Raw genomic sequence first — 18,647 nt, forward strand, 5'->3', positions numbered from 1 at the left:
ATGAGCGCGGGAGCCCGCGAAGCGGAAGCGGCCTGGCAGCGTACGGTGCGGGAGCAGTTCCCGATCATCGTGGCCCACCCGGAACTGGCGTACCTGGACAGCGCGGCGACCTCCCAGAAGCCCCGGGCCGTCCTGGACGCCGTGCAGACCTACCTCACGACCTCCAACGCCAACGCGGGCCGCGGCACCTACCCGTGGGCCAACCGGACCACGGAGGCGATCGAGCGGGCCCGTGACCGGGTCAAGGAGTTCCTCGGCGACCCGGAGCCGCACCACTCCGCCGTCCACTTCACCAGCGGCACCACCGAGGGCCTGCGCACGGTCGCCCGCGACTGGCTCACCGGGTACCTGACCGACGGCGACGAGATCCTGGTCCCGTTCGCCGACCACCGGGCCAACCTCGAACCGTGGTTCGAGGCCCGGGACCTGCTCGCCGCGCGCGGCGTCGAGGTGCGCGTCCGTGCCCTGCCGTACCAGGAGGTCTCCGGCGACTACGACCACCGCGCGCTCGCCTCCGCCGTCGGTCCCCGTACCCGTTTCGTCGCCGCCACCCACGTCCACCACGTCTACGGCGGCGACATGAACGTGCAGCGGCTGCGCGCCGCCGTCGGCCCGCGCGTGCCGATCTGCCTGGACGCCGCCCAGAGCGTGGGCCACCTCCCCCTGCGCGTCGGCGATCCGGCCCTGGACGTCGACTTCGTCGTCTTCTCCGGGCACAAGGCGTTCGCGCTGCCCGGCACCGGCGCGGTGTGGGCACGCAACACCCGCGGCCCCCTGCTGCGGCCCACCGGATGGCAGGGCACCCCCAACACCGTGGGCGTCGTCTCGCTGCTGGCGGCGCTCGACTGGCTGGACACGGTCGGCGTCGACCGGGTCGGCGCCCACGTCAGTGCTCTGGCCACCCGCCTGACCGACCGGCTGCGCCGCCTGAAGGCGTACGAGATCGTCGGCTGTCCCGCCAGCCTGGCGTCGGACACCGCCCTGCCCGCGGCGCAGCGCCGGCACGGCATCGTCACCTTCCGGCACCGCGACATCCGGTCGGACGACCTCGGCTTCATCCTCTTCAGCCACGGCTTCATGGTCCGAGCCGACAGCCTGTGCCAGGCGGGGACCGATGACGAGGACGGTTCCGTGCGGGTGAGCCTGCACGTGTACAACACCGCGGAGGAGATCGACCGCCTGCTGACCGTACTTGCCTCATTGGGGTGACCTCGGCCGCGCGTGCGATCATCGTGCTACTGATAACCGTTTCCATCTGTAGGCTGTGCGCTGTTCGCGGTGGACGGAGAGACGGAAGAGGTGGCGTGACCGCATGGGCGTGAGCACGGCAGCGGCCAGGACGTGGGTGGAGCGCTGGGAACGGCAGCAGCAGCGGTACGCCGTGGAACGCGAGGAGCGTTTCACCGTGATCTGCGACGTCGTGGAGCACGTCTGCGCCGGCCGCGCCCGCCCCCTCCTGCTCGACCTGGGCTGCGGACCCGGCTCCCTCTCCGCCCGGCTCGCCCGCCGCCTGCCGGGCGCGGAGACCGTCGCGGTCGACAGGGACCCCGTGCTCCTGGAACTGGCGCGCGCGCACCACGGGGACGCCGCCCGCTACGTGGACGCGGTGATCGGCGAGGACGGCTGGACCGACGGTCTCGGGCTGCGCCGCGGTGCGGACGCGGCCGTGTCGACGACCGCCCTGCACTACCTGCCCGCCCCCGTCCTGCTGGAGACCTACCGCGCTCTCGCGGCCCTCCTGCGCCCCGGCGGGGCGCTGGTCAACGGGGACCACTTCCCTCCGGACCTGGGCCCCTGCTCGTATCTGACCGCGCATGTGGGGCGCCGTCGCGCCGAGCGGACGGGGGACCACCGCCACGAGGACTGGGAGTCCTGGTGGCGTGCCGCGGCGGCCGACCCCGAACTGGCGGACCTCTTCGAGCGGCGGGGGCGGAGCGGTCCGTCCTCCGGCGACGACGGCGCCAACCACCATCTCTCCGTCCACCGGCACGCCGAACTGCTGCGCCAGGCGGGCTTCAGCCATGTGGCGCCGGTGTGGCAGGTGGGAGACAGCTCGGTGCTGGTGGCGCTGAAGGACTGACGGTTCTTCCCGTACGCACCCGCCCACCTGCCCCGCCCGTACCGCGAGTTCGGGCCGTTCAGGAGTGCTGCTCCGGGGGAGCCGCGCGCGAGGTGTCGCTCCCTACCGGCTCGCGTACGGCAGGAGCGCCATCTCGCGGGCGTTCTTGATCGCCGTGGCGAGCTGTCGTTGCTGCCGGGCGGTGACGCGGGTGACGCGGCGGCTGCGGATCTTGCCGCGGTCGGAGAGGAACTTCCGCAGCAGGTCGGTGTCCTTGTAGTCGATGTAGGTGATCCCGGCCGCGTCCAGCGGGTTGGGGCGGGGCTTCAGGGGCTTGCGGGGGCCTTGGCGGGGTGCCATGGGTGCTCCTTCGGTGATGCTGCGGAGGGGGCGGGGTCATACGGCGGGGTCGAGGAGGGAGTCGAACGCGGCCGGGAGGTGTCTCCACGCCTCCGGTCCCGCCGCGTACTCGGCGTCGGTGAGCAGGCAGGACTCCAGCACCCGGGCGAGCCCGTCGCGGTCCAGGCCGGGTGAGGTGAAGACGAGGTGCTGGCAGCGGTCGCCGTGCTCGGGATGCCAGTCCAGCGCGGCGGCGGCCCGGCGTACCGGCGCGACCATCTCCCAGGCGGCGTCCGGCAGGGAGGCGAGCCACGGCCCGGCGCTCTCCACGCACAGGGCTCCGCCCGCGGCGTCCCAGGAGAGCAGGGTGTCGGGGCGGTCGGCGAGCCAGAACCGTCCCCGGCTGCGGGCGGCGGCGCAGCAGAGGTCCTCCAGCGCCTGGTAGAGGCGTTCGGGGTGGAAGGGGCGGTGCCGGCGCCAGACGAAGGTGGTGACGCCGGCCGCGTCGGCTTCCTGGGGGAGCAGGGCGCAGGCCGGATGCTGGGCCGAGGCCGCCGCCTCGACGTCGAAGCCGGCGAACGCCAGCCGCGCGAGTTCCGCGGAGCCGGCGTCCACCTGGCGGGCGGTGGGGTGGAGTTGGGTGAGGAGCGCGCGGTCCTCGTCGTCGGCGTCGTCGCTCTCCACGAGGGCGAGGACGGGGGCGTACTCCAGTTGCCTGGCCCAGGTGTCGCCCACGGTGCGCTGGTCGCCGGCGGCAGCCGCGAGGCCCGCCTCGGCGAGGTCGTCGCCGTTGCCGAGACAGGGGAGTACGAGAGCCGGGTCGACCGCCGTGATCACGTTGGTGAGCCGGACCGCGTCGCCGCCGTGATGGACGACCACCTCGGCCATCCCCTTGGGCTCGACGGAGTCCCACAGCTCGACGACGGCGAGCCGGGTGAGGCCGGCAGCCGCGAGCCGTTCCAGCTCGGGAACCAGGTCTTCGCGCAGCGCGCAGCACGCGCAGTCGTTGACCAGCGGGGCATCGCCCCGGGACAACTCGCCCGAGGCGTCGCGCACCTGGCGCACGACGGTGCCGTCGGCCGCCGTGGACAGGTCGTGGTGGAGGGCGACGCTGCCGGGTACGGCGCGCAGGAGGTGGTCCACGACCTTCCGGCGTGCCTCGGAGTGGAGCCCGCCGACGATGACGACGGGCAGTGCGGCCTCGTCCGGCATCAGTTGGCTCCCGGCCGGCCGTAGCGGCGCTCGAAGCGCTCGACCCGCCCGGCGGTGTCCAGGACTCGGGCGGTCCCCGTGTAGAAGGGGTGGCTCACGTCGGAGGTCTCGACGTCGACGACCGGGTAGGTGTTGCCGTCCTCCCAGTCGATCGTCTTGTCGCTGGTCATGGTGGAGCGGGTGAGGAAGGCGTGGTTCGCGGCGCGGTCGCGGAAGACGACGGGGCCGTACGCGGGGTGGATTCCGGGCTTCATGGGTGTCCTTGGGGTGAGGGCCGGCGGCGGTGGGGCGCGGGGGAGGTCAGCGTTCCTCGCGGAAGTCGACGTGGCGCCGGGCGACGGGGTCGTACTTGCGCAGGACCAGGCGGTCGGGGTCGTTGCGGCGGTTCTTGCGGGTGACGTACGTGTAGCCGGTTCCCGCGGTGGAGCGGAGCTTGATGATCGGGCGTACCTCGTTGCGTGCCATGAGGGGTACTATATGGGAATGGTTGTCATTACCAAAAGCAGCCGTCCGACGAGAGGCAGGTAAGACCTTGTCCGCCCACTGCCAACTGACCGGCGCCCAGCCGGGCTTCGGCAACACCATCTCCCACTCGCACCGGCGCACCTCGCGCCGTTTCGACCCCAACATCCAGCGCAAGCGCTACTGGCTGCCGAGCGAGGGGCGGCACGTCCGGCTGACCCTCAGCGCGAAGGCGATCAAGACCGTCGACGGCATCGGCATCGAGGCCGCAGTGGCCCGTATCCGCGCCCGAGGGGGGAAGGTCTGATGGCCAAGAAGAGCAAGATCGCGCAGAACGAGAAGCGCAAGGCGACCGTCGAGCGGTACGCGGCCCGGCGCGCGGAGTTGAAGGAGGTCATCCGCCGGCCGTCCTCGACCGACGCCGAACGCCGGTCCGCCGCCGAGGAGTTGCGCCGTCAGCCCCGCGACGCGAGTGCCACCCGGGTGCGGAACCGGGACAGCGTGGACGGGCGACCGCGCGGCCACCTGCGGAAGTTCGGCCTCTCGCGGGTGCGCCTGCGGGAACAGGCCCACGCCGGCTTCCTTCCCGGAGTCACCAAGTCCTCCTGGTAGCGCTGCCGCTCGCGCTACGGGAGGAGGTGCCGGCCGTGCCCCGGCGGGGTCACGGCCGGCACCGGCATCTCGGGACGTGTGCCCGGAGGCCGGGCCACTGCCAGGGGGGTGGGGCCGGTGGCCGGGCCCCGGCGTCGCCGTGCCTCAGTCCGCCGCGCCCTCCCAGAAGCTGCCGTAGCGGTCGGCCAGGGCCGTCGCCTCCTCGGTGGTGAGCAGGCGTGGGGCGGTGTCCTTGAGGAGCAGGGTGAGACGTGCGACCTCCTCCAGCTCGACGGCGGCGTCCACGGCTCGCGCCAGCGTGTCACCGGCGGTGACGGGGCCGTGGTTTTGCAGGAGGGCGGCGCGGAAGGGGAAGCCGAGGGCCTCCATGCGGCGTGCCTGGCCGAGGTCGCCGGGGGCCGCGTACGGGATGAGCGGGGTCTGCCCCACGCGCATGACGAAGTACGGCGTGAGGGGGGCGAGCGCGCTGCGCCGGGACCAGGCCGGCAGGCAGGAGCAGGCGGCGGCGTGGGCGCTGTGCAGATGGACGACGGCCCGGGTGCCGGGGTCGCGCCGGTAGAAGGCCCGGTGGAGCGGGAACTCCTTGGACGGCGGCGGACCGGCCGTATGCCCGTCGTGCAGCGGCGCCCGCGCGTCCAGCACCGCGAGCCGGTCGGGGTCCAGGGCCTCCAGCCGGGCCCCGGTGGGCGTCATGTAGATGCGGTCGCCGACGCGGACACTGAGGTTGCCGGAGGCTCCCGGGCTCAGTCCGGCCGCCGCCAGTTCGCGTCCGGCCGCGACGAGTTCGTGACGGGCGTCGCTCATCCGAGGTCTCCCCAGGCGCCGGTGAACAGGGACCGTCCGCCGAAGTTCCCCGACTTCAGCGCGAGGTTGTACGAGGCCCCGTCCGGCGCCGAGCCATGTGCCCAGGAGACTCCGGGGGCCAGGGCGGGCCCGAGTTCGAGGCGGCGTACGCCGAGGGCGCGCACCACGCTGCCCGAGGTCTCGCCGCCGGCCACGACGAACTGCCGGGCGCCCGCCCCGGCGAAGGCCACCGCGCAGTCGGCGAGGGCCTCCTCCACCAGTTCGGCGGCGGGCCGCTGCCCCTCGGGCGGGTCGCGCTCGATGTCCGAGAGCGAGCCGACGGCGTAGACGAGGACCGGCCGGCCGGGTGCGGCGGACCAGTGCGCACGGGCCCAGTCGGTGAGCCGGGCGACCTCCGCCGCCGCGTCGGCGCGCAGGGCGGCCAGGTCGAGCCGCGTGCTCGGCAGGTCCGGGAGCGCGGCCTCGGTCTGGGCGCGGGTGGCCGCCGACGCGCTGCCGGCCAGCACCGCGCGGTGTCCGGGGACCACGGGCATGGCCGCGGTGGCCGGGGCGCCCCGCGACGGCAGCCCGAGCGCGAGCCCGGAACCCCCGGTGACCAGCGGGTGGTGAGCGGTGGCGGCCGCGATCCTGGTGAGGTCCTCGTCGTCGATGGCGTCGACCACCACGTAGCACGGTCCGTCGTCCGACGAGGCGTCCAGAGCCGCGCGCAGCGCGCCCGGATCGCCCCGGACCACGTCCAGGCCGACGGCCCGGACGGGGTGGACGGTCTGCGGGGAGAGCAGCCGCACCAGACGGGAGTCGGTCATCGGGGTCAGCGGGTGGTGGCGCATGGGGCTGTCGCCGAGCAACTGGTCGCCCACGAAGAGATGGCCCCGGTAGACGGTGCGCCCGGTGGCCGGGAAGGACGGCACCACCACCGCGGTCCGGGTGCCCATCTCGGCCATCAGCGCGTCGGCGACCGGGCCGATGTTGCCGCGCGGGGTGGAGTCGAAGGTCGAGCAGTACTTGTCGTAGATCCGCTCACAGCCCAGCCGGCGCAGGGCGGCGAGCGCGGCCACGCTCTCGCCGACGGCCTCGGCGACCGGCGCCGTGCGCGATTTCAACGCCACCACCACGGCGTCCATCTCCGCCAGCCCGGCCAGCTCGGCTTCGGTGGGCACGCCGAGGGTGACGCTGGTCCGAACCCCTCTGGCCACCCAGTTCGTCGCGAGATCGGTGGCGCCGGTGAAGTCGTCGGCGATACCGCCCCATCGGAGTGCTGTGTGTGCTCTGCGCACCGTCTGCCACCCGTCCTTGTGTCGTGAACACGCCCGAGAAGGCCCCGTTACCCGGGCTTGTCCCGGACCATCCGGCCGTCTCGACCGTCACACGATCGAGATCTGTGAATCAATGTTACGTACGTTGACGCTCATGTTAATCCACGTTACGTTCACGCTGCGAAGCGGGGAACCGCATGGCAACACACCGGCCCCGCACGGGCCGCTTTCCCAGGAGGGCTCATGAACGTCGACGCGCCGGGCGATCCGCTCACGGCGGGCCCCGTGACCTACGCGCTCACCGGTGCGGGGGGCGGTTTCGCCCGCACCCTGCTGGCGCAATCGCTGCTGATGCCCGGACTCCGTCCGGCCGTGCTCTGCGATCTGGACCCCGACGCGGTGCTCGCCCTGTGCGCACGGCTCGGCTACGACCCGGCCACGCTGTCCGTCGTGTCCGACGCGGACGGGCTGCGGGCGGCGCGCGCCGCCGGGCACACCGCCGTCGTCGCCGACATCGCGCTGCTGGCCGACGCCGCGTACGACATCCTCGTGGAGGCCACCGGCAGCCCCTCGGCCGGGTTCCGCGCCGCCCGGCAGGCGATCGAGGGCCGCCACCACGTGGCGATGGTCAGCAAGGAGGTCGACTCCGTCGCCGGCGTCGAACTGGACCGGCTCGCCCGCCTGCACGGTGTCGTCTACACCCCCGCCGCCGGAGACCAGCCCGCCAACCTGATCGCGTGGTACGACCGGGTCCGCCTCCTCGGTCTGGAGATCGTCGCCATCGGCAAGTCCGGTGAGTACGACCTGGTCTTCGACCCGGCCACCGGCGAGGTGCGCCAGCTCGACCAGACGCTGCACGCCCCCGGGCTCGGCGAACTGCTCGGGCTCGGCGACGACGTGCCCGCCACACTCGCCGCCCGCGCCCGCGCCGTCGCCCCGCTCAAGCGCGCCGCCGCGGCCGACTACTGCGAGATGGCCGTGGTGGCGGCCGGAACCGGCTTCGTACCCGACCGCGAGGACCTGCACTACCCGGTCGCCCGCATCGCCGAACTCGCCGACGTCTACGCCCTTCGGGAGGACGGCGGCGTGCTCGGCAGAGCCGGTGTCATCGACGTGTTCAGTGTGCTCCGGCTGCCGGAGGAGGCCAGCTTCGCGGGCGGCGTCTTCGCGGTCGTACGCACCCACGACCCGGTCACCTGGGAGGTCCTCGCGCGGAAGGGCCACGTCGTCAGCCGAAACGGCCGGTACGCCTGCCTCTACCTGCCGTACCACCTGATGGGCGTGGAGACACCGCTCACCCTGCTGGCCGCCGTACGCGACGGCGTCCCCACCGGCGCCTCCGCACCCGGCCGGTACGCCGTGCTCGCGGGACGCGCCGCCCGTGACCTGCCCGCCGGAACCCTCCTCGCCATGGGCGGCCACCACCACGAGATCGACGGGGTCGCCCCCGTCCTGCTGCCCGCCCCCGAGGCGCCCGCCGACACCGCCCCCTTCTATCTCGCCGCCCACGCCCGCCTCGTACGGGACGTCCCGAAGGGCGCCCTGATCACCCTGCCGGACATCGACGGCCACGATCCCGACCTGCTCGCCGCCTGGCACGCCGGCGCGGACCCCGCCCCGCCGACGCGCTGAGCCGCTCCGACCGAGTACAAAGAGGTATTCCATGTCCGACGCCTACACGCTGGTCGTGTTCGGCGGCGCGATCGTCGCGCTGGTGCTGCTGATCGCCAAGTTCAAGGTCCATCCGGTCGCCACCCTCTTCGTCATCGTCACCACGCTCGGGCTGGTCCTCGGGCTGGGCGGCGAGAAGACACTGAAACTGGTCACCGAGGGGTTCGGCTCGACCATGTCGAGTGTCGGCCTGCTGATCGTCTTCGGCTGCGTGCTCGGCAAGATGCTGGAGCTGAGCGGCGCCGCGCTGCGCATCACCGAGGAGGCGCTGCGCTGGTTCTCCGGCCGGAAGATCCCCTGGGCGATCGCACTCGCCTCGGCCGTCGTCGGCATCCCGCTGATCGCCGACACCGTCGTGCTGATGCTGATCCCGGTCGTCTCCGCCATCGCGATGCGCAGCGGCATGTCGATGATGCGGCTGGGGCCCATCCTCTACATCGGCGCCTACGTGATGACCTCGCTGGTCCCGCCGGGCCCAGGCCCGCTGGCGGCCTCCGCCCTGCTGGGCGTGGACCTGGGACAGGCGATGCTCTACGGCGCGCTGGTCGGCATCCCCGGCATCATCGTCGCCACCCTGGACCTGCTGACCATCAGGACGTACGTCGCGCCCAAGGCCGAGTACGTCGACCACCTGCCCGCCGCCGAGGGCCGCGCCGGCCTTGCCGGCCGTGGCACCGGTACGGGCGGCACGCAGGACGCCGACGGCACGCCCGGTACCCAGGAGAGCGCGGGCACCGGCGGTACGACCCTCACCCAGGAGGCCACCGGCACCGATACCGGGGCGGGCCGGCTGCCGAGCCTGCGCCTCTCGCTCGTCCCGATCTTCGTCCCGATCCTGCTCATCATGCTCGACTCGTACGTCGTGGACATGGTCGGCGAGAAGTCCTCACTGGGCGGGGTGCTGCACTTCCTCGGTGCCCCGCTGATGGCCCTGTTCATCGGCTGTCTCACCGCCCTGCCGCTGTTCGGCCGGGACTGGCGCCGCAAGAGCACGCTCAACGACCTCTTCGAAGCCGGACTGAAGCTGGCGGCCCTCCCCCTCGCCCTCACCGGGGTCGGCGGCGCGCTGGCCCTGATCATCCGGGACACCAAGGTCGCCGACGGCGCCGCCGACGTGATCCGGGACATGGGACTGTCGCCGATCATCGTGCCGTTCCTGGTGGCCGCGGCCATCTGCACGATCACCGGTTCGAACATCCTGGGCGTGATGACCGCCGCCGCGATCATGGAGCCGCTCATGGCCGGGCTGGGCATCTCCGCACTCGCCGTCTACCTGGCCTGCGGCACCGGCGCGCAGATCATGAAGCACGCCAACTCGTCGGGCTTCTGGGTGACCACGACCCTCTCCAACATGACCGTGGGACAGGGAATCAGGTCCATCGGGGTTGCCTCCGCGATCTCCGGCGTGACCGGTTTCGCCATCCTCTACGTCCTGTACGCGATGGGCCTGGTCTGACCGGACGGGCACGCCGCCGGCCCGGGGTACCGTCACACTCCGGCCGCCCGCCCCTGGCGGGCGGCCGGTGGCACGGGAAGCACACCGGAGACGCGCGAGGAAGACACGAGTGAAGGAGACCAGGGTGACCAGCGACGACACCCCCCTCATCCCCGACCAGCGCCGGGAACGGCTGATCGAGCTGCTGCGGGGGCATTCGGTGCTCAGCGTCCACCAGCTCACCGAGATGCTGGGCGTCTCCCACATGACCGTCCGCAGGGACATCGCGGCACTGGAGGCGCAGGGCCGCGCCGTCTCGGTGACCGGCGGAGTGCGCCTGGCCGGGCGGCAGTTGCACCACGAACCCAGCAGGGGCGACAAATCGATGATGGACCAGCCCGCCAAGCTGGCCATCACCCGGGAGGCCGGTGAGCTGCTACGGGACCACACCACGGTCTATGTGGACGCCGGCACCACCTGTCAGGGGCTGGTGCCGCACCTGGCGCGGCGGAAGGGGATGACCGTGGTCACCAACGACTTCACCACCGCCGACGTGCTGATCGACAACCCCGACATCGAGGTGATCCACACCGGCGGGCGCACCGAGCACGCCAACCGGTCCACCGTGGGCCGGCTGGCGGCCCTCACCCTCCAGCAACTCGCCCTGGACATGGCCTTCATCTCCACCAGCTCCTGGGACGTCCGGCGCGGGGTGACCACGCCGTCGGCGCCGAAGGTGGAGGTCAAACAGGCGGCCATGAGCAGCGCCTCCCGCTCGGTGCTGCTGGCGGGCAGCGCCAAGTACGACACCTTCGGCATGTACCGCGTCGCCGCCCTGACGGCGTTCGACACGGTGATCACCGACGACGCGCTGCCCCCGGCCGTCCGCGAGGCGCTGCTCGCCGAGGGGGTCGGGCTGAAGGTGGCCCGCACGGAGGACGGTGGGCGCCCTCCAGCACGCTGACCGAGGCCCCGCCGGCCGGTCCGGGCCGCGTGCCGGGCCGCGTGCCGGGCCGCCTCGTCCGGCGGGCCGGCAGCCCCGGCCGTCCGGCAGGCCGGCGGGCCCGGCCGCCCCGGGTATTCGCCGACCGCACTGATGTCCGGATACGCTCGACGGGTGATGGAGAACCTTCCCCCCTGTCCCGAGTGTGCCTGTGAGTACACCTATGAGATGAATTCCCTCGCGGTGTGCCCGGAATGCGCGCACGAATGGAACCCCGAGAGCGGCGCGGAGGACGCGGGCGCCGGGGAGCGCGTCGTCAAGGACGCCGTCGGGAACGTGCTGCGGGACGGCGACACCGTGGTCGTCGTCAAGACGCTCAAGGTGAAGGGCAGCCCGTCGGGCATCAAGGCGGGCACCAAGGTGCGCAACATCCGGCTGATCGACGGTGTCGACGGTCACGACATCGACTGCAAGGTCGAGGGTTTCGGGGCGATGCGGCTCAAGTCCGGCGTCGTGAAGAAGGGCTGAGAGTTCTCCCGCGAGGTGTCCGCGTCCGGCCGCCCCGGCGTTCCGCGCGACGGTGAGGCCGGTGCCGGGGGTCGGCACCGGCCTCACCGTCGCGATCGCGGCCTCGACTTCCCGGCGCTCGGCACGCGGTACGGAATCGCGTACCGGTTCCTGCTGTCCAGGGTGGCGAAGGAGTCCGCATCCACGGGTCCCTCCCGGGGAGCGCGTCCCCCGGAAGGGCCGCCTCCCTGCTCTCGGTGTCCCGCCGTCACGCCGCCTTGCGTCGCTGCCTGATGGGCTCGCCCACTCGGTGCAGGTGGGTGAGGGCCTCGCGGTAGGACTGGAGCAGGCCGGTCTCGTGGTACGGCACGTCGATCTCCGCGCAGTAGGCGCGGACCACGACCTGGGCCCGCCGGAGGTGAGGGGTGGGCATGCCGGGGAAGAGGTGGTGCTCGATCTGGTAGTTGAGCCCGCCGAGCAGCACGTCGGTGAGCGGGCCGCCCCGCACGTTGCGGGAGGTGAGCACCTGGCGGCGCAGGAAGTCGGGGCGGTCGTCGCCGGTGAAGGTCGGCATGCCCTTGTGGTTCGGGGCGAACGTGCAGCCGAGGTACACGCCGAACAGGCACTGGTGCACGGCGAGGAACGCCACGGCCTTGCCGGGGGAGAGCACCAGGAAGAGCGCGGAGACGTAGGCCGCCATGTGCAGGAAGAGCAGGGCACCCTCCAGCAGGCGGTTCTTCAGCGCCGGGGAGCGCAGCGCCCGCACGCTCGACACGTGCAGGTTGAAGCCCTCCAGCGTCAGCAGCGGGAAGAACAGGAACGCCTGGTGACCGCCGATGAACCGGGCCACTCCCTTGCTGGCGCGGGCCTGGTCGGTGGACCACACCAGGATGTCCGGGGCGACGTCGGGGTCGAGTTCCTCGTGGTTGGGGTTGGCGTGGTGGCGGGTGTGCTTGTTCATCCACCAGCCGTAGCTCATGCCGATGCCGAGGTTGCCGAAGAGACGGCCCCAGACCGCGCTCGCGCGGCGTTTCCGGAACACCTGCCGGTGCGCCAGGTCGTGGGCCACCAGGGCGACCTGGCCGAACATCAGGGCCATGAAGGCGGCGGTCGCCAACTGCCACCACGTGTCGCCCAGCGCGACGAAGGCCGCCCAGCCCGCCGCCAGCAGCCCGATCACCAGACCGAGCCGCACCGTGTAGTACCCGGGGCGCCGTCGCAGGAGACCCGCCTCGGTGATGCGCCGCGACAGCCCGGCGAAGTCGCTGCCGGCGTCGGGGCGGGGTCCGCGCGGCCGTACGGTGGCCGGGCCGGTCGTGGCAGTGGTGTCGGGGGTGATCGTCATACCGGTGAGTCTGGCGGCGGCCGACCCGCCGCCACCAGCCGGTCAGCCTGAGGGCCCGCGGGGGGCCGGACCCCCGACCTCCCAGGGGGATATCCCCACCTCCGCACCCCCTGAGCAGGGCATTCGTCCGGTTCGCCGGTGTCCGTCACCGATCGCGGCGGCGCGTGGCGGACCGGTGGTTCAGCGTGGCTGCCAGAGGTCGGTCAGCGTCGACGGAGTGAGTACCCGGTCCGGGTGTCCCTGTGCGGCGAGGCGACCGTCCCGGAGCAGGAGGCACCTGTCCGCCGCGCGTGCCGCATCGAGGTCGTGGGTGGCCTGGACGACCGTCACCCCGTCCGCGACGAGTGCCGTCAGCAGCGCACCGATCCGTCGCCTCGCCTCCGGGTCCAGGCCCGTGGTCGGTTCGTCGAGAAGCAGCAGGTCCGATTCCTGTGCCAACCCCTGGGCGATGAGCGCGCGTTGACGCTGTCCGCCCGACAGCTCTCCCAGTTGGCGTGCGGCGAGGTCGCCGATGCCGAGCCGGTCGAGTGCGCGGTCGACGGTCGCGTGGTCCCGGCGGGTCAGCCGGCGCCAGGGTCCCCGCTCACCCCAGCGCCCCATCTCCACGGTCTGCCGGACGGTGAGCGGCAGGGCGTCGCCGACGGCCCCGCGCTGCGGAACGAAGGCGGGCGGCCGTGCCCCGTGGTGGCGCAGTGCGCCGGATGTCGGAGGGATCACACCGGCGAGCACGCCGAGGAGGGTCGACTTGCCGCTGCCGTTCGGGCCGACGAGCGCCGTCGTCGCCAAGGCCGGTATCTCCGCGGTGAGTTGGCGGAGGACGGGGCGCCCCGGGTAGCCGGCGCACAGCTCCGTGAAACGGACATGAGGAGCCCGCTCGGGGGGTGCGGGAGGTGAGGAGGGTGGTTTGTTGAACATGATTGTCATTGTAGTGTCGTCGCCATGGAATGGTTGACGGCCCCGTTCGAGGCGACCTTCGTGCAGCGTGCCCTGTGGGGCGGGATGCTCGTGTCCGCGATCTGTGCCCTGGCGGGCACGTGGGTGGTTCTGCGGGGGATGGCCTTCCTCGGCGACGCGATGTCCCACGGTCTGCTGCCGGGGGTCGCGCTGGCCGCGCTGTGCGGCGGGAACCTGCTGGTGGGCGCGGTGGCCAGCGCCGCCGTCATGACGGCGGGCGTCACCGCGCTCGGACGTACGCCGAGACTGTCCCAGGACACCGGCATCGGACTGCTCTTCGTCGGCATGCTCTCGCTCGGCGTGATCATCGTGTCCCGCTCGCAGTCGTTCGCCGTGGACCTGACCGGCTTCCTCTTCGGCGACGTCCTCGCCGTCCGGCGACAGGACCTCCACCTGCTCGCGGCGGCGCTGTCCGCGGCGCTGGTGGTGTCGGCCCTCGGCCACCGCGCCTTCCTCGCCCTGGCGTTCGACGCGCGCAAGGCGCGGACACTGGGCCTGCGCCCGCGCCTGGCCCACGCCGTACTGCTCGGCCTGCTCGGTCTGGCCATCGTGGCCTCGTTCCACATCGTGGGCACGCTGCTGGTCCTCGGCCTGCTCCTCGCCCCGCCGGCGGCCGCCCTCCCGTGGGCGCGCGGAGTCCACGGGGTCATGGCGCTCGCCGCGCTCCTCGGCGGCGCGGCCACGTTCGGCGGTCTGCTCCTGTCCTGGCACCTGGGCACCGCCGCCGGCGCCACCGTCTCGGCCCTCGCGGTGAGCCTGTTCTTCCTCTCCCACGTGGCATCCGGCCTGCGTCACCGCCGTACGCGCCCGGCTCCCGTCCCCGCCGTCGAAGTCGACTGAAGGAAGTTGGAGGCGATCGTCATGACCGTCCCTGGAAACGTCACCCCCCGGGCTTCGGCCGTCCTGGTGCTCACCGCGCTGCTCACCGTGGGTTGTGCGGGGGAGAAGGACAACAGCCCCCGCACCCCGATGAGTTCGGCCTCCGGTACTCCGCACGGGTACGTCGAGGGAGCGCGGGAGGCCGCCGAGCAGCAGTCCCGTCTCCTCCTCAACGACCCCCGCGGCGGCGACAGCCGGGTTCTCGACCTCGTCAGCGGCACGGCGCACGAGACGGCCTCGGTGAAAGGCGCCGTACGGCTGGGCACGGACGGCCGGTTCGGCTACCTCCACTCCTCCGGCGGCACACACGTGATCGACGGCGGCGCCTGGATGGTGGACCACGGGGACCACGTCCACTACTACAGCGCCGCCATACGCGACGTGGGCGGACTCCCCGCGGGCCGCGGGGCCCAGGTGCGCAGCGACGCCGCCGTGACCGCCGTGACCGGCGAGGACGGCCGCACCGTCCTCTACGACCGGGGCGAGCTGGAGAAGGGCACGATCGCCCCTTCCCGGACCCTGACGGGTACCCACACCGGTGCCGTCGTGCCGTACGGGGAACACCTGCTGGCGTTCGAGGACGAGGGCGGCACCGCGCGGCTCGCCGTGCTCGACCGGACCGGTCGGCGCGTCGCCTCCCCCGAGGCCGACTGCGAGGAGCCGCGCGGCGACGCCGTCACCCGGCGCGGCGTGGTCCTGGGCTGCGCCGACGGCGCCCTGCTCGTCCGCGAGGAGAAGGGCGCCTTCACCGCCGAGCGCATCCCGTACGGCGAGGACGTGCCGGCGGCGGAACGGGCCGCCTCCTTCCGGCAGCGCCCCGGCGGCGACACCCTCACCGCGCCGGCCGGAGACGCCGCCGTATGGGTCCTGGACGTCACCGAACGGACCTGGACGCGCGTGGAGACCGGGCCCGTGGTCGCCGCCAACACCGCCGGAAAGGGCTCCCCGCTGCTCGTCCTGGAGACCGACGGCGCGCTGCACGGCTACGACGTCGCCACCGGGAGGCAGACCGCGCGGACCAAGCCGCTCCTGACCGCGCACCAGCGGGCCCGGACCGACGGCAGCGCCCCCGTCATCGAGGTCGACCGCAGCCGCGCCTACGTCAACGACGCCGAGGGCAGGAGGGTGTTCGAGATCGACTACAACGACGGCCTGCGCGTCGCGCGCACCCTCGCCCTGGACATCGCGCCGGTCCTGATGGCGGAGACCGGCCGATGAGCCGGAACGCCGCGCACCGGCGCGTGCGGGTGGGCGTGGCCCGGCTGCGCCGGCTGATCGTGGGCCTGCTCGCGCTGGTCACGGTCGCCGCCGCCTCCGGCTGCACGACCGGCGAGGACCGGCCCCGTATCGTCGTCACGACCAACATCCTCGGCGACATCACCCGGCGGATCGTCGGTGACGAGGCCGACGTCACGGTCCTGATGAAACCCGGCGCCGATCCGCACTCCTTCGGCCTGTCGGCGGTGCAGGCCGCCGCGCTGGAACGCGCCGACCTCGTCGTCCACAACGGCCTGGGGCTGGAGGAGAACGTCCTCCGGCACGTGGACGCGGCCCGCGAGTCCGGCGTCGCCACCTTCGCGGTCGGCGAGGCGGTCGGCCCGCTCACCTTCCGGACGTCCGACGACGGCGGACCCACGGTGGGGGAGGGGCAACCCGACCCGCACTTCTGGACCGACCCCGACCGGGTGCGCAGGGCCACCGGACTCCTGGCCGACCAGGTGATCGAGCACGTCGGCGGCGTGGACGAGGGCACGATACGCGCCCAGGCAGGCCGCTACGCCGGTGAACTCGCCGACCTCACCGCGTGGATGGAGAGATCCTTCGAGCGCGTCCCCGAGGAGCGGCGCGCTCTGGTGACCAACCACCACGTCTTCGGCTACCTCGCCGACCGCTTCGGCCTCCGCGTGATCGGCGCCGTCGTCCCGAGCGGCACCACCCTGGCCTCACCCAGCTCCTCCGACCTCCGCTCGCTCACCGAGGCGATGGAACAGGCCGGTGTACGCACCGTGTTCGCCGACTCCTCCCAGCCGACCCGGCTCGCCGAGGTCCTGCGCACGGAACTGGGCGGCCGGGTCCGGGTCGTACGGCTCCACTCGGAGTCGCTGACCGCCGAGGGCGGGGGCGCGGACACCTACCTGCGGATGATGCGCGCCAACACCGCCGCCATGACCGACGGCCTGACGGCGGGCGCCGACGGCGACTGACGTCGCGGGACCTCCCCGGTCCCCCCGGCCCGACCCTGCCCGGCCCTCCCCGGCATCCCTGAACTGCCTAGAACTTCCTGAACTTCCTGGCCCTCCCGGCCTCCCCGGGACACCGGCCGTCCGGGCCGTACGCCTCACGTCTCCACCGCCGCCACCGGGCGGCACCGAAAGGAACACGGAACACACCGATGAACACGTCGATACGCAGCAGGGCCCTCACCGGCACGGCACTCGCCCTGGCGGTCTCCACCGTACTGACCGCCTGCGGAACACAGGACTCCTCGTCCGCGGCCAAGGCCGAGGGCACCGCGAGCGCCACACCCGCCACCGAGGTCAGGGACCCGCTGGTCGCCACCTTCGACGGCGGCCTGTACATCCTGGACGGCGAGAGCCTGAAGCCGGCCGCGACGATCGAGCTGCCCGGCTTCAACCGCGTCAGCCCCGCCGGTGACGCCGACCACGTCGTCGTCTCCACCGAGACCGGCTTCCGCGTCCTGAACGCCACCGGACAGACCCTCACCGACATCGCCTACCCGGGCGCCAAGCCCGGCCACGTCGTCCGCCACGCGGGCAGGACGGTGCTGTTCACCGACGGCACCGGAGAGGTCAACGTCTTCGATCCCGCCGACCTGAGCTCCGGCGAGAAGCCGAAGGGACGCACGTACACCTCCGCGGAACCCCACCACGGCGTCGCCATCGAACTGGCCGACGGCCGGCTCCTCAGCACGCTGGGCACCGAGGAGAAGCGAACCGGCGCCCTCGTCCTGGACCGGAGGAACCAGGAGATCGCGCGCAACGAGAAGTGCCCCGGCGTGCACGGCGAGGCGGCGGCCCAGGACGAGGCCGTCGCCGTCGGCTGCGAGGACGGCGTACTCATCTACCACCACGGCGAGTTCACCAAGGTCGACGCCCCCGACGCGTACGGACGCATCGGCAACCAGGCCGGCAGCGAGGCGTCCCCGGTCCTCCTGGGCGACTACAAGACCGACCCGGAGGCCGAGTTGGAGCGGCCCACCCGCATCTCCCTCATCGACACCGCGAAGAAGACGCTGCGCCTGGTCGACCTGGGCACCAGCTACTCCTTCCGCTCGCTGGCCCGGGGCCCCGAGGGCGAGGCCCTCGTCCTCGGCACCGACGGCGCCCTGCACGTCGTCGACCAGAACAGCGGCGAGACCGAGAAGAAGATCCCGGTCATCGGCGGGTGGCAGGAGCCGCTGGACTGGCAGCAGGCCCGGCCCACGCTGTTCGTGCGCGGCGCGACGGCGTACGTCTCCGACCCCGGGAAGAAGGCCCTGCACGCCGTCGACCTGGAGACCGGCGAGAAGATCACCTCCGTGACCCTGCCGGAGAGCACCAACGAACTGTCGGGCGTGGTCGCCGGGGACTGAGCGCGCACACCGCCCCCGCGGCCGGGAGGTCGCGGGGGCGGTGCGCACACCAGCCTGCCGAGGGCTGCGACGCTTCGGTTCGGGAACGCCCGGGACGGGCCCGTGGCAGGGCGCGGCGGAGTACCGTCCGCGCCCCGGTCAGTGCCCGTGCGAGCGCATCCACTGCGGCCGGTGCATGGCGGGGCGGCGGTGTCCTGCCGCCTCGTCCACGGTGCTGCCGCCCCGCTCGTCGAGGCGGTCGGCCATCATGTCGCGCTCCGCCGTGGCCTGCCTGGCGGTCTCACGCTGTCGGCGGCCCTTCTTGCTGCGGTGACGCGCCAGCGCCGTTCCGGCCAGGAGCATCCACATGCCCAGGCCGAAGATCAGCGTCAGGGCGATACCGCCGAGAAACGCACCGAGCGTATTGATCGTGAATGGAGTGCTCCCGAGCAGGGTCACGGTGTAGTCCGGACCACCGGACAGGTTGTACGCGATCAGGAGACCTGCGAAGGCGGCGGCGCACGCCATGAGCAGAAGACCCAGCACCAGCATGTTTCTCACCTCGTTGCATGGGGGTGTCCTCCAGTCGAGTCACCAC

21 protein-coding genes are annotated in these 18,647 nt (G+C 72.8%); 12 read left to right on the forward strand and 9 right to left on the reverse strand.

What is annotated here, in order from left to right:
• Together J5Y05_RS06380 and J5Y05_RS06385 are read left to right on the forward strand one after the other, a co-directional pair.
• Positions 1–1,209, forward strand: a complete 1,209-nt coding sequence (locus J5Y05_RS06380) for an aminotransferase class V-fold PLP-dependent enzyme (protein ID WP_210868936.1) — start codon at positions 1–3, stop codon at positions 1,207–1,209.
• Positions 1,210–1,312: 103 nt separating this feature from the next.
• Positions 1,313–2,080: a class I SAM-dependent methyltransferase gene (locus J5Y05_RS06385; RefSeq protein ID WP_210868938.1), complete on the forward strand. Its 768-nt coding sequence runs from the start codon at positions 1,313–1,315 to the stop codon at positions 2,078–2,080.
• 102 nt (positions 2,081–2,182) lie between these two features.
• On the opposite strand, the gene rpsR is transcribed toward J5Y05_RS06385, so the two are convergent.
• Genes rpsR through rpmG form a run of 4 tightly spaced genes read right to left on the reverse strand, consistent with a single transcriptional unit; the run spans position 2,183 to position 4,075 of the window.
• Positions 2,183–2,419, reverse strand: a complete 237-nt coding sequence (gene rpsR, locus J5Y05_RS06390) for a 30S ribosomal protein S18 (RefSeq protein ID WP_210868940.1) — start codon at positions 2,417–2,419, stop codon at positions 2,183–2,185.
• A 36-nt stretch (positions 2,420–2,455) separates the two neighbouring features.
• Positions 2,456–3,610, reverse strand: coding sequence for a CobW family GTP-binding protein (locus tag J5Y05_RS06395; RefSeq protein WP_210868942.1), 1,155 nt, complete (start codon positions 3,608–3,610; stop codon positions 2,456–2,458).
• Positions 3,610–3,864 (reverse strand): type B 50S ribosomal protein L31, encoded by a 255-nt coding sequence (locus tag J5Y05_RS06400; protein WP_210868944.1) that lies wholly within the window; start codon positions 3,862–3,864, stop codon positions 3,610–3,612. Before J5Y05_RS06400 ends, J5Y05_RS06395 begins: the two co-directional genes overlap by 1 nt.
• A gap of 46 nt (positions 3,865–3,910) precedes the next feature.
• Positions 3,911–4,075, reverse strand: coding sequence for a 50S ribosomal protein L33 (rpmG, locus tag J5Y05_RS06405; protein ID WP_210868946.1), 165 nt, complete (start codon positions 4,073–4,075; stop codon positions 3,911–3,913).
• Between the two features lie 67 nt (positions 4,076–4,142).
• On the opposite strand from rpmG, the gene rpmB reads away from it, so the two are divergent.
• Positions 4,143–4,379, forward strand: coding sequence for a 50S ribosomal protein L28 (rpmB, locus tag J5Y05_RS06410; protein ID WP_210868948.1), 237 nt, complete (start codon positions 4,143–4,145; stop codon positions 4,377–4,379).
• On the forward strand, positions 4,379–4,684 hold the full coding sequence (rpsN, locus tag J5Y05_RS06415; RefSeq protein WP_210868950.1) for a 30S ribosomal protein S14: 306 nt from the start codon (positions 4,379–4,381) through the stop codon (positions 4,682–4,684). Before rpmB ends, rpsN begins: the two co-directional genes overlap by 1 nt.
• Before the next feature lie 144 nt (positions 4,685–4,828).
• On the opposite strand, the gene J5Y05_RS06420 is transcribed toward rpsN, so the two are convergent.
• Positions 4,829–5,488, reverse strand: a complete 660-nt coding sequence (locus tag J5Y05_RS06420; protein ID WP_210868952.1) for a class II aldolase/adducin family protein — start codon at positions 5,486–5,488, stop codon at positions 4,829–4,831.
• Complete coding sequence (otnK, locus tag J5Y05_RS06425) at positions 5,485–6,765, reverse strand: 3-oxo-tetronate kinase (RefSeq protein WP_307853726.1); 1,281 nt, start codon at positions 6,763–6,765, stop codon at positions 5,485–5,487. The genes J5Y05_RS06420 and otnK overlap by 4 nt, the downstream gene beginning before the upstream one ends.
• A 222-nt stretch (positions 6,766–6,987) precedes the next feature.
• On the opposite strand from otnK, the gene J5Y05_RS06430 reads away from it, so the two are divergent.
• From J5Y05_RS06430 to J5Y05_RS06445, 4 genes are all read left to right on the forward strand, one after another.
• The gene (locus J5Y05_RS06430) at positions 6,988–8,376 is read left to right on the forward strand and encodes a homoserine dehydrogenase (RefSeq protein WP_210868954.1); all 1,389 of its coding nucleotides are present in this window, start codon (positions 6,988–6,990) and stop codon (positions 8,374–8,376) included.
• Positions 8,377–8,407: 31 nt separating this feature from the next.
• The gene (locus J5Y05_RS06435) at positions 8,408–9,871 is read left to right on the forward strand and encodes a GntP family permease (RefSeq protein WP_210868956.1); all 1,464 of its coding nucleotides are present in this window, start codon (positions 8,408–8,410) and stop codon (positions 9,869–9,871) included.
• A 124-nt stretch (positions 9,872–9,995) separates the two neighbouring features.
• Entirely contained in the window at positions 9,996–10,814 is an 819-nt protein-coding gene (locus J5Y05_RS06440) for a DeoR/GlpR family DNA-binding transcription regulator (protein ID WP_210868958.1), read from the forward strand.
• 153 nt (positions 10,815–10,967) lie between these two features.
• Positions 10,968–11,321, forward strand: a complete 354-nt coding sequence (locus J5Y05_RS06445; protein WP_307853727.1) for a zinc ribbon domain-containing protein YjdM — start codon at positions 10,968–10,970, stop codon at positions 11,319–11,321.
• Between the two features lie 247 nt (positions 11,322–11,568).
• Here the strand turns inward: J5Y05_RS06445 and J5Y05_RS06450 are convergent, their stop codons facing one another.
• Both J5Y05_RS06450 and aztA read right to left on the reverse strand, forming a co-directional pair.
• Positions 11,569–12,645, reverse strand: a complete 1,077-nt coding sequence (locus J5Y05_RS06450) for a fatty acid desaturase family protein (protein WP_210868962.1) — start codon at positions 12,643–12,645, stop codon at positions 11,569–11,571.
• A gap of 180 nt (positions 12,646–12,825) precedes the next feature.
• Complete coding sequence (gene aztA / locus J5Y05_RS06455) at positions 12,826–13,569, reverse strand: zinc ABC transporter ATP-binding protein AztA (RefSeq protein WP_210868963.1); 744 nt, start codon at positions 13,567–13,569, stop codon at positions 12,826–12,828.
• 15 nt (positions 13,570–13,584) lie between these two features.
• On the opposite strand from aztA, the gene aztB reads away from it, so the two are divergent.
• From aztB to aztD, 4 genes are all read left to right on the forward strand, one after another.
• Positions 13,585–14,439 (forward strand): zinc ABC transporter permease AztB, encoded by an 855-nt coding sequence (gene aztB, locus J5Y05_RS06460; RefSeq protein ID WP_210868965.1) that lies wholly within the window; start codon positions 13,585–13,587, stop codon positions 14,437–14,439.
• 21 nt (positions 14,440–14,460) lie between these two features.
• On the forward strand, positions 14,461–15,696 hold the full coding sequence (locus tag J5Y05_RS06465; RefSeq protein WP_210868967.1) for a hypothetical protein: 1,236 nt from the start codon (positions 14,461–14,463) through the stop codon (positions 15,694–15,696).
• On the forward strand, positions 15,693–16,682 hold the full coding sequence (gene aztC, locus J5Y05_RS06470; RefSeq protein WP_210868969.1) for a zinc ABC transporter substrate-binding protein AztC: 990 nt from the start codon (positions 15,693–15,695) through the stop codon (positions 16,680–16,682). The genes J5Y05_RS06465 and aztC overlap by 4 nt, the downstream gene beginning before the upstream one ends.
• Positions 16,683–16,870: 188 nt before the next feature.
• The gene (gene aztD, locus J5Y05_RS06475; RefSeq protein ID WP_210868971.1) at positions 16,871–18,070 is read left to right on the forward strand and encodes a zinc metallochaperone AztD; all 1,200 of its coding nucleotides are present in this window, start codon (positions 16,871–16,873) and stop codon (positions 18,068–18,070) included.
• A 138-nt stretch (positions 18,071–18,208) separates the two neighbouring features.
• Here the strand turns inward: aztD and J5Y05_RS06480 are convergent, their stop codons facing one another.
• Positions 18,209–18,601, reverse strand: a complete 393-nt coding sequence (locus tag J5Y05_RS06480) for a hypothetical protein (protein ID WP_210868973.1) — start codon at positions 18,599–18,601, stop codon at positions 18,209–18,211.
• Positions 18,602–18,647 lie beyond the last annotated feature (46 nt).

The organism is Streptomyces tagetis (assembly GCF_018069565.1).
GTDB classification, from domain to species: Bacteria; Actinomycetota; Actinomycetes; order Streptomycetales; family Streptomycetaceae; genus Streptomyces; species Streptomyces tagetis.

What these genes read in the sequence shown, in the direction of transcription:
- J5Y05_RS06380 (WP_210868936.1), top strand. Translation starts at nt 1, where the DNA reads ATGAGCGCGGGAGCCCGCGAAGCGGAAGCGGCCTGGCAGCGTACGGTG.
- J5Y05_RS06385 (WP_210868938.1), top strand. Translation starts at nt 1,313, where the DNA reads ATGGGCGTGAGCACGGCAGCGGCCAGGACGTGGGTGGAGCGCTGGGAA.
- rpsR (WP_210868940.1), bottom strand. Translation starts at nt 2,419, where the DNA reads ATGGCACCCCGCCAAGGCCCCCGCAAGCCCCTGAAGCCCCGCCCCAAC.
- J5Y05_RS06395 (WP_210868942.1), bottom strand. Translation starts at nt 3,610, where the DNA reads ATGCCGGACGAGGCCGCACTGCCCGTCGTCATCGTCGGCGGGCTCCAC.
- J5Y05_RS06400 (WP_210868944.1), bottom strand. Translation starts at nt 3,864, where the DNA reads ATGAAGCCCGGAATCCACCCCGCGTACGGCCCCGTCGTCTTCCGCGAC.
- rpmG (WP_210868946.1), bottom strand. Translation starts at nt 4,075, where the DNA reads ATGGCACGCAACGAGGTACGCCCGATCATCAAGCTCCGCTCCACCGCG.
- rpsN (WP_210868950.1), top strand. Translation starts at nt 4,379, where the DNA reads ATGGCCAAGAAGAGCAAGATCGCGCAGAACGAGAAGCGCAAGGCGACC.
- J5Y05_RS06420 (WP_210868952.1), bottom strand. Translation starts at nt 5,488, where the DNA reads ATGAGCGACGCCCGTCACGAACTCGTCGCGGCCGGACGCGAACTGGCG.
- J5Y05_RS06430 (WP_210868954.1), top strand. Translation starts at nt 6,988, where the DNA reads ATGAACGTCGACGCGCCGGGCGATCCGCTCACGGCGGGCCCCGTGACC.
- J5Y05_RS06435 (WP_210868956.1), top strand. Translation starts at nt 8,408, where the DNA reads ATGTCCGACGCCTACACGCTGGTCGTGTTCGGCGGCGCGATCGTCGCG.
- J5Y05_RS06450 (WP_210868962.1), bottom strand. Translation starts at nt 12,645, where the DNA reads ATGACGATCACCCCCGACACCACTGCCACGACCGGCCCGGCCACCGTA.
- aztA (WP_210868963.1), bottom strand. Translation starts at nt 13,569, where the DNA reads ATGACAATCATGTTCAACAAACCACCCTCCTCACCTCCCGCACCCCCC.
- aztB (WP_210868965.1), top strand. Translation starts at nt 13,585, where the DNA reads ATGGAATGGTTGACGGCCCCGTTCGAGGCGACCTTCGTGCAGCGTGCC.
- J5Y05_RS06465 (WP_210868967.1), top strand. Translation starts at nt 14,461, where the DNA reads ATGACCGTCCCTGGAAACGTCACCCCCCGGGCTTCGGCCGTCCTGGTG.
- aztC (WP_210868969.1), top strand. Translation starts at nt 15,693, where the DNA reads ATGAGCCGGAACGCCGCGCACCGGCGCGTGCGGGTGGGCGTGGCCCGG.
- aztD (WP_210868971.1), top strand. Translation starts at nt 16,871, where the DNA reads ATGAACACGTCGATACGCAGCAGGGCCCTCACCGGCACGGCACTCGCC.
- J5Y05_RS06480 (WP_210868973.1), bottom strand. Translation starts at nt 18,601, where the DNA reads ATGCTGGTGCTGGGTCTTCTGCTCATGGCGTGCGCCGCCGCCTTCGCA.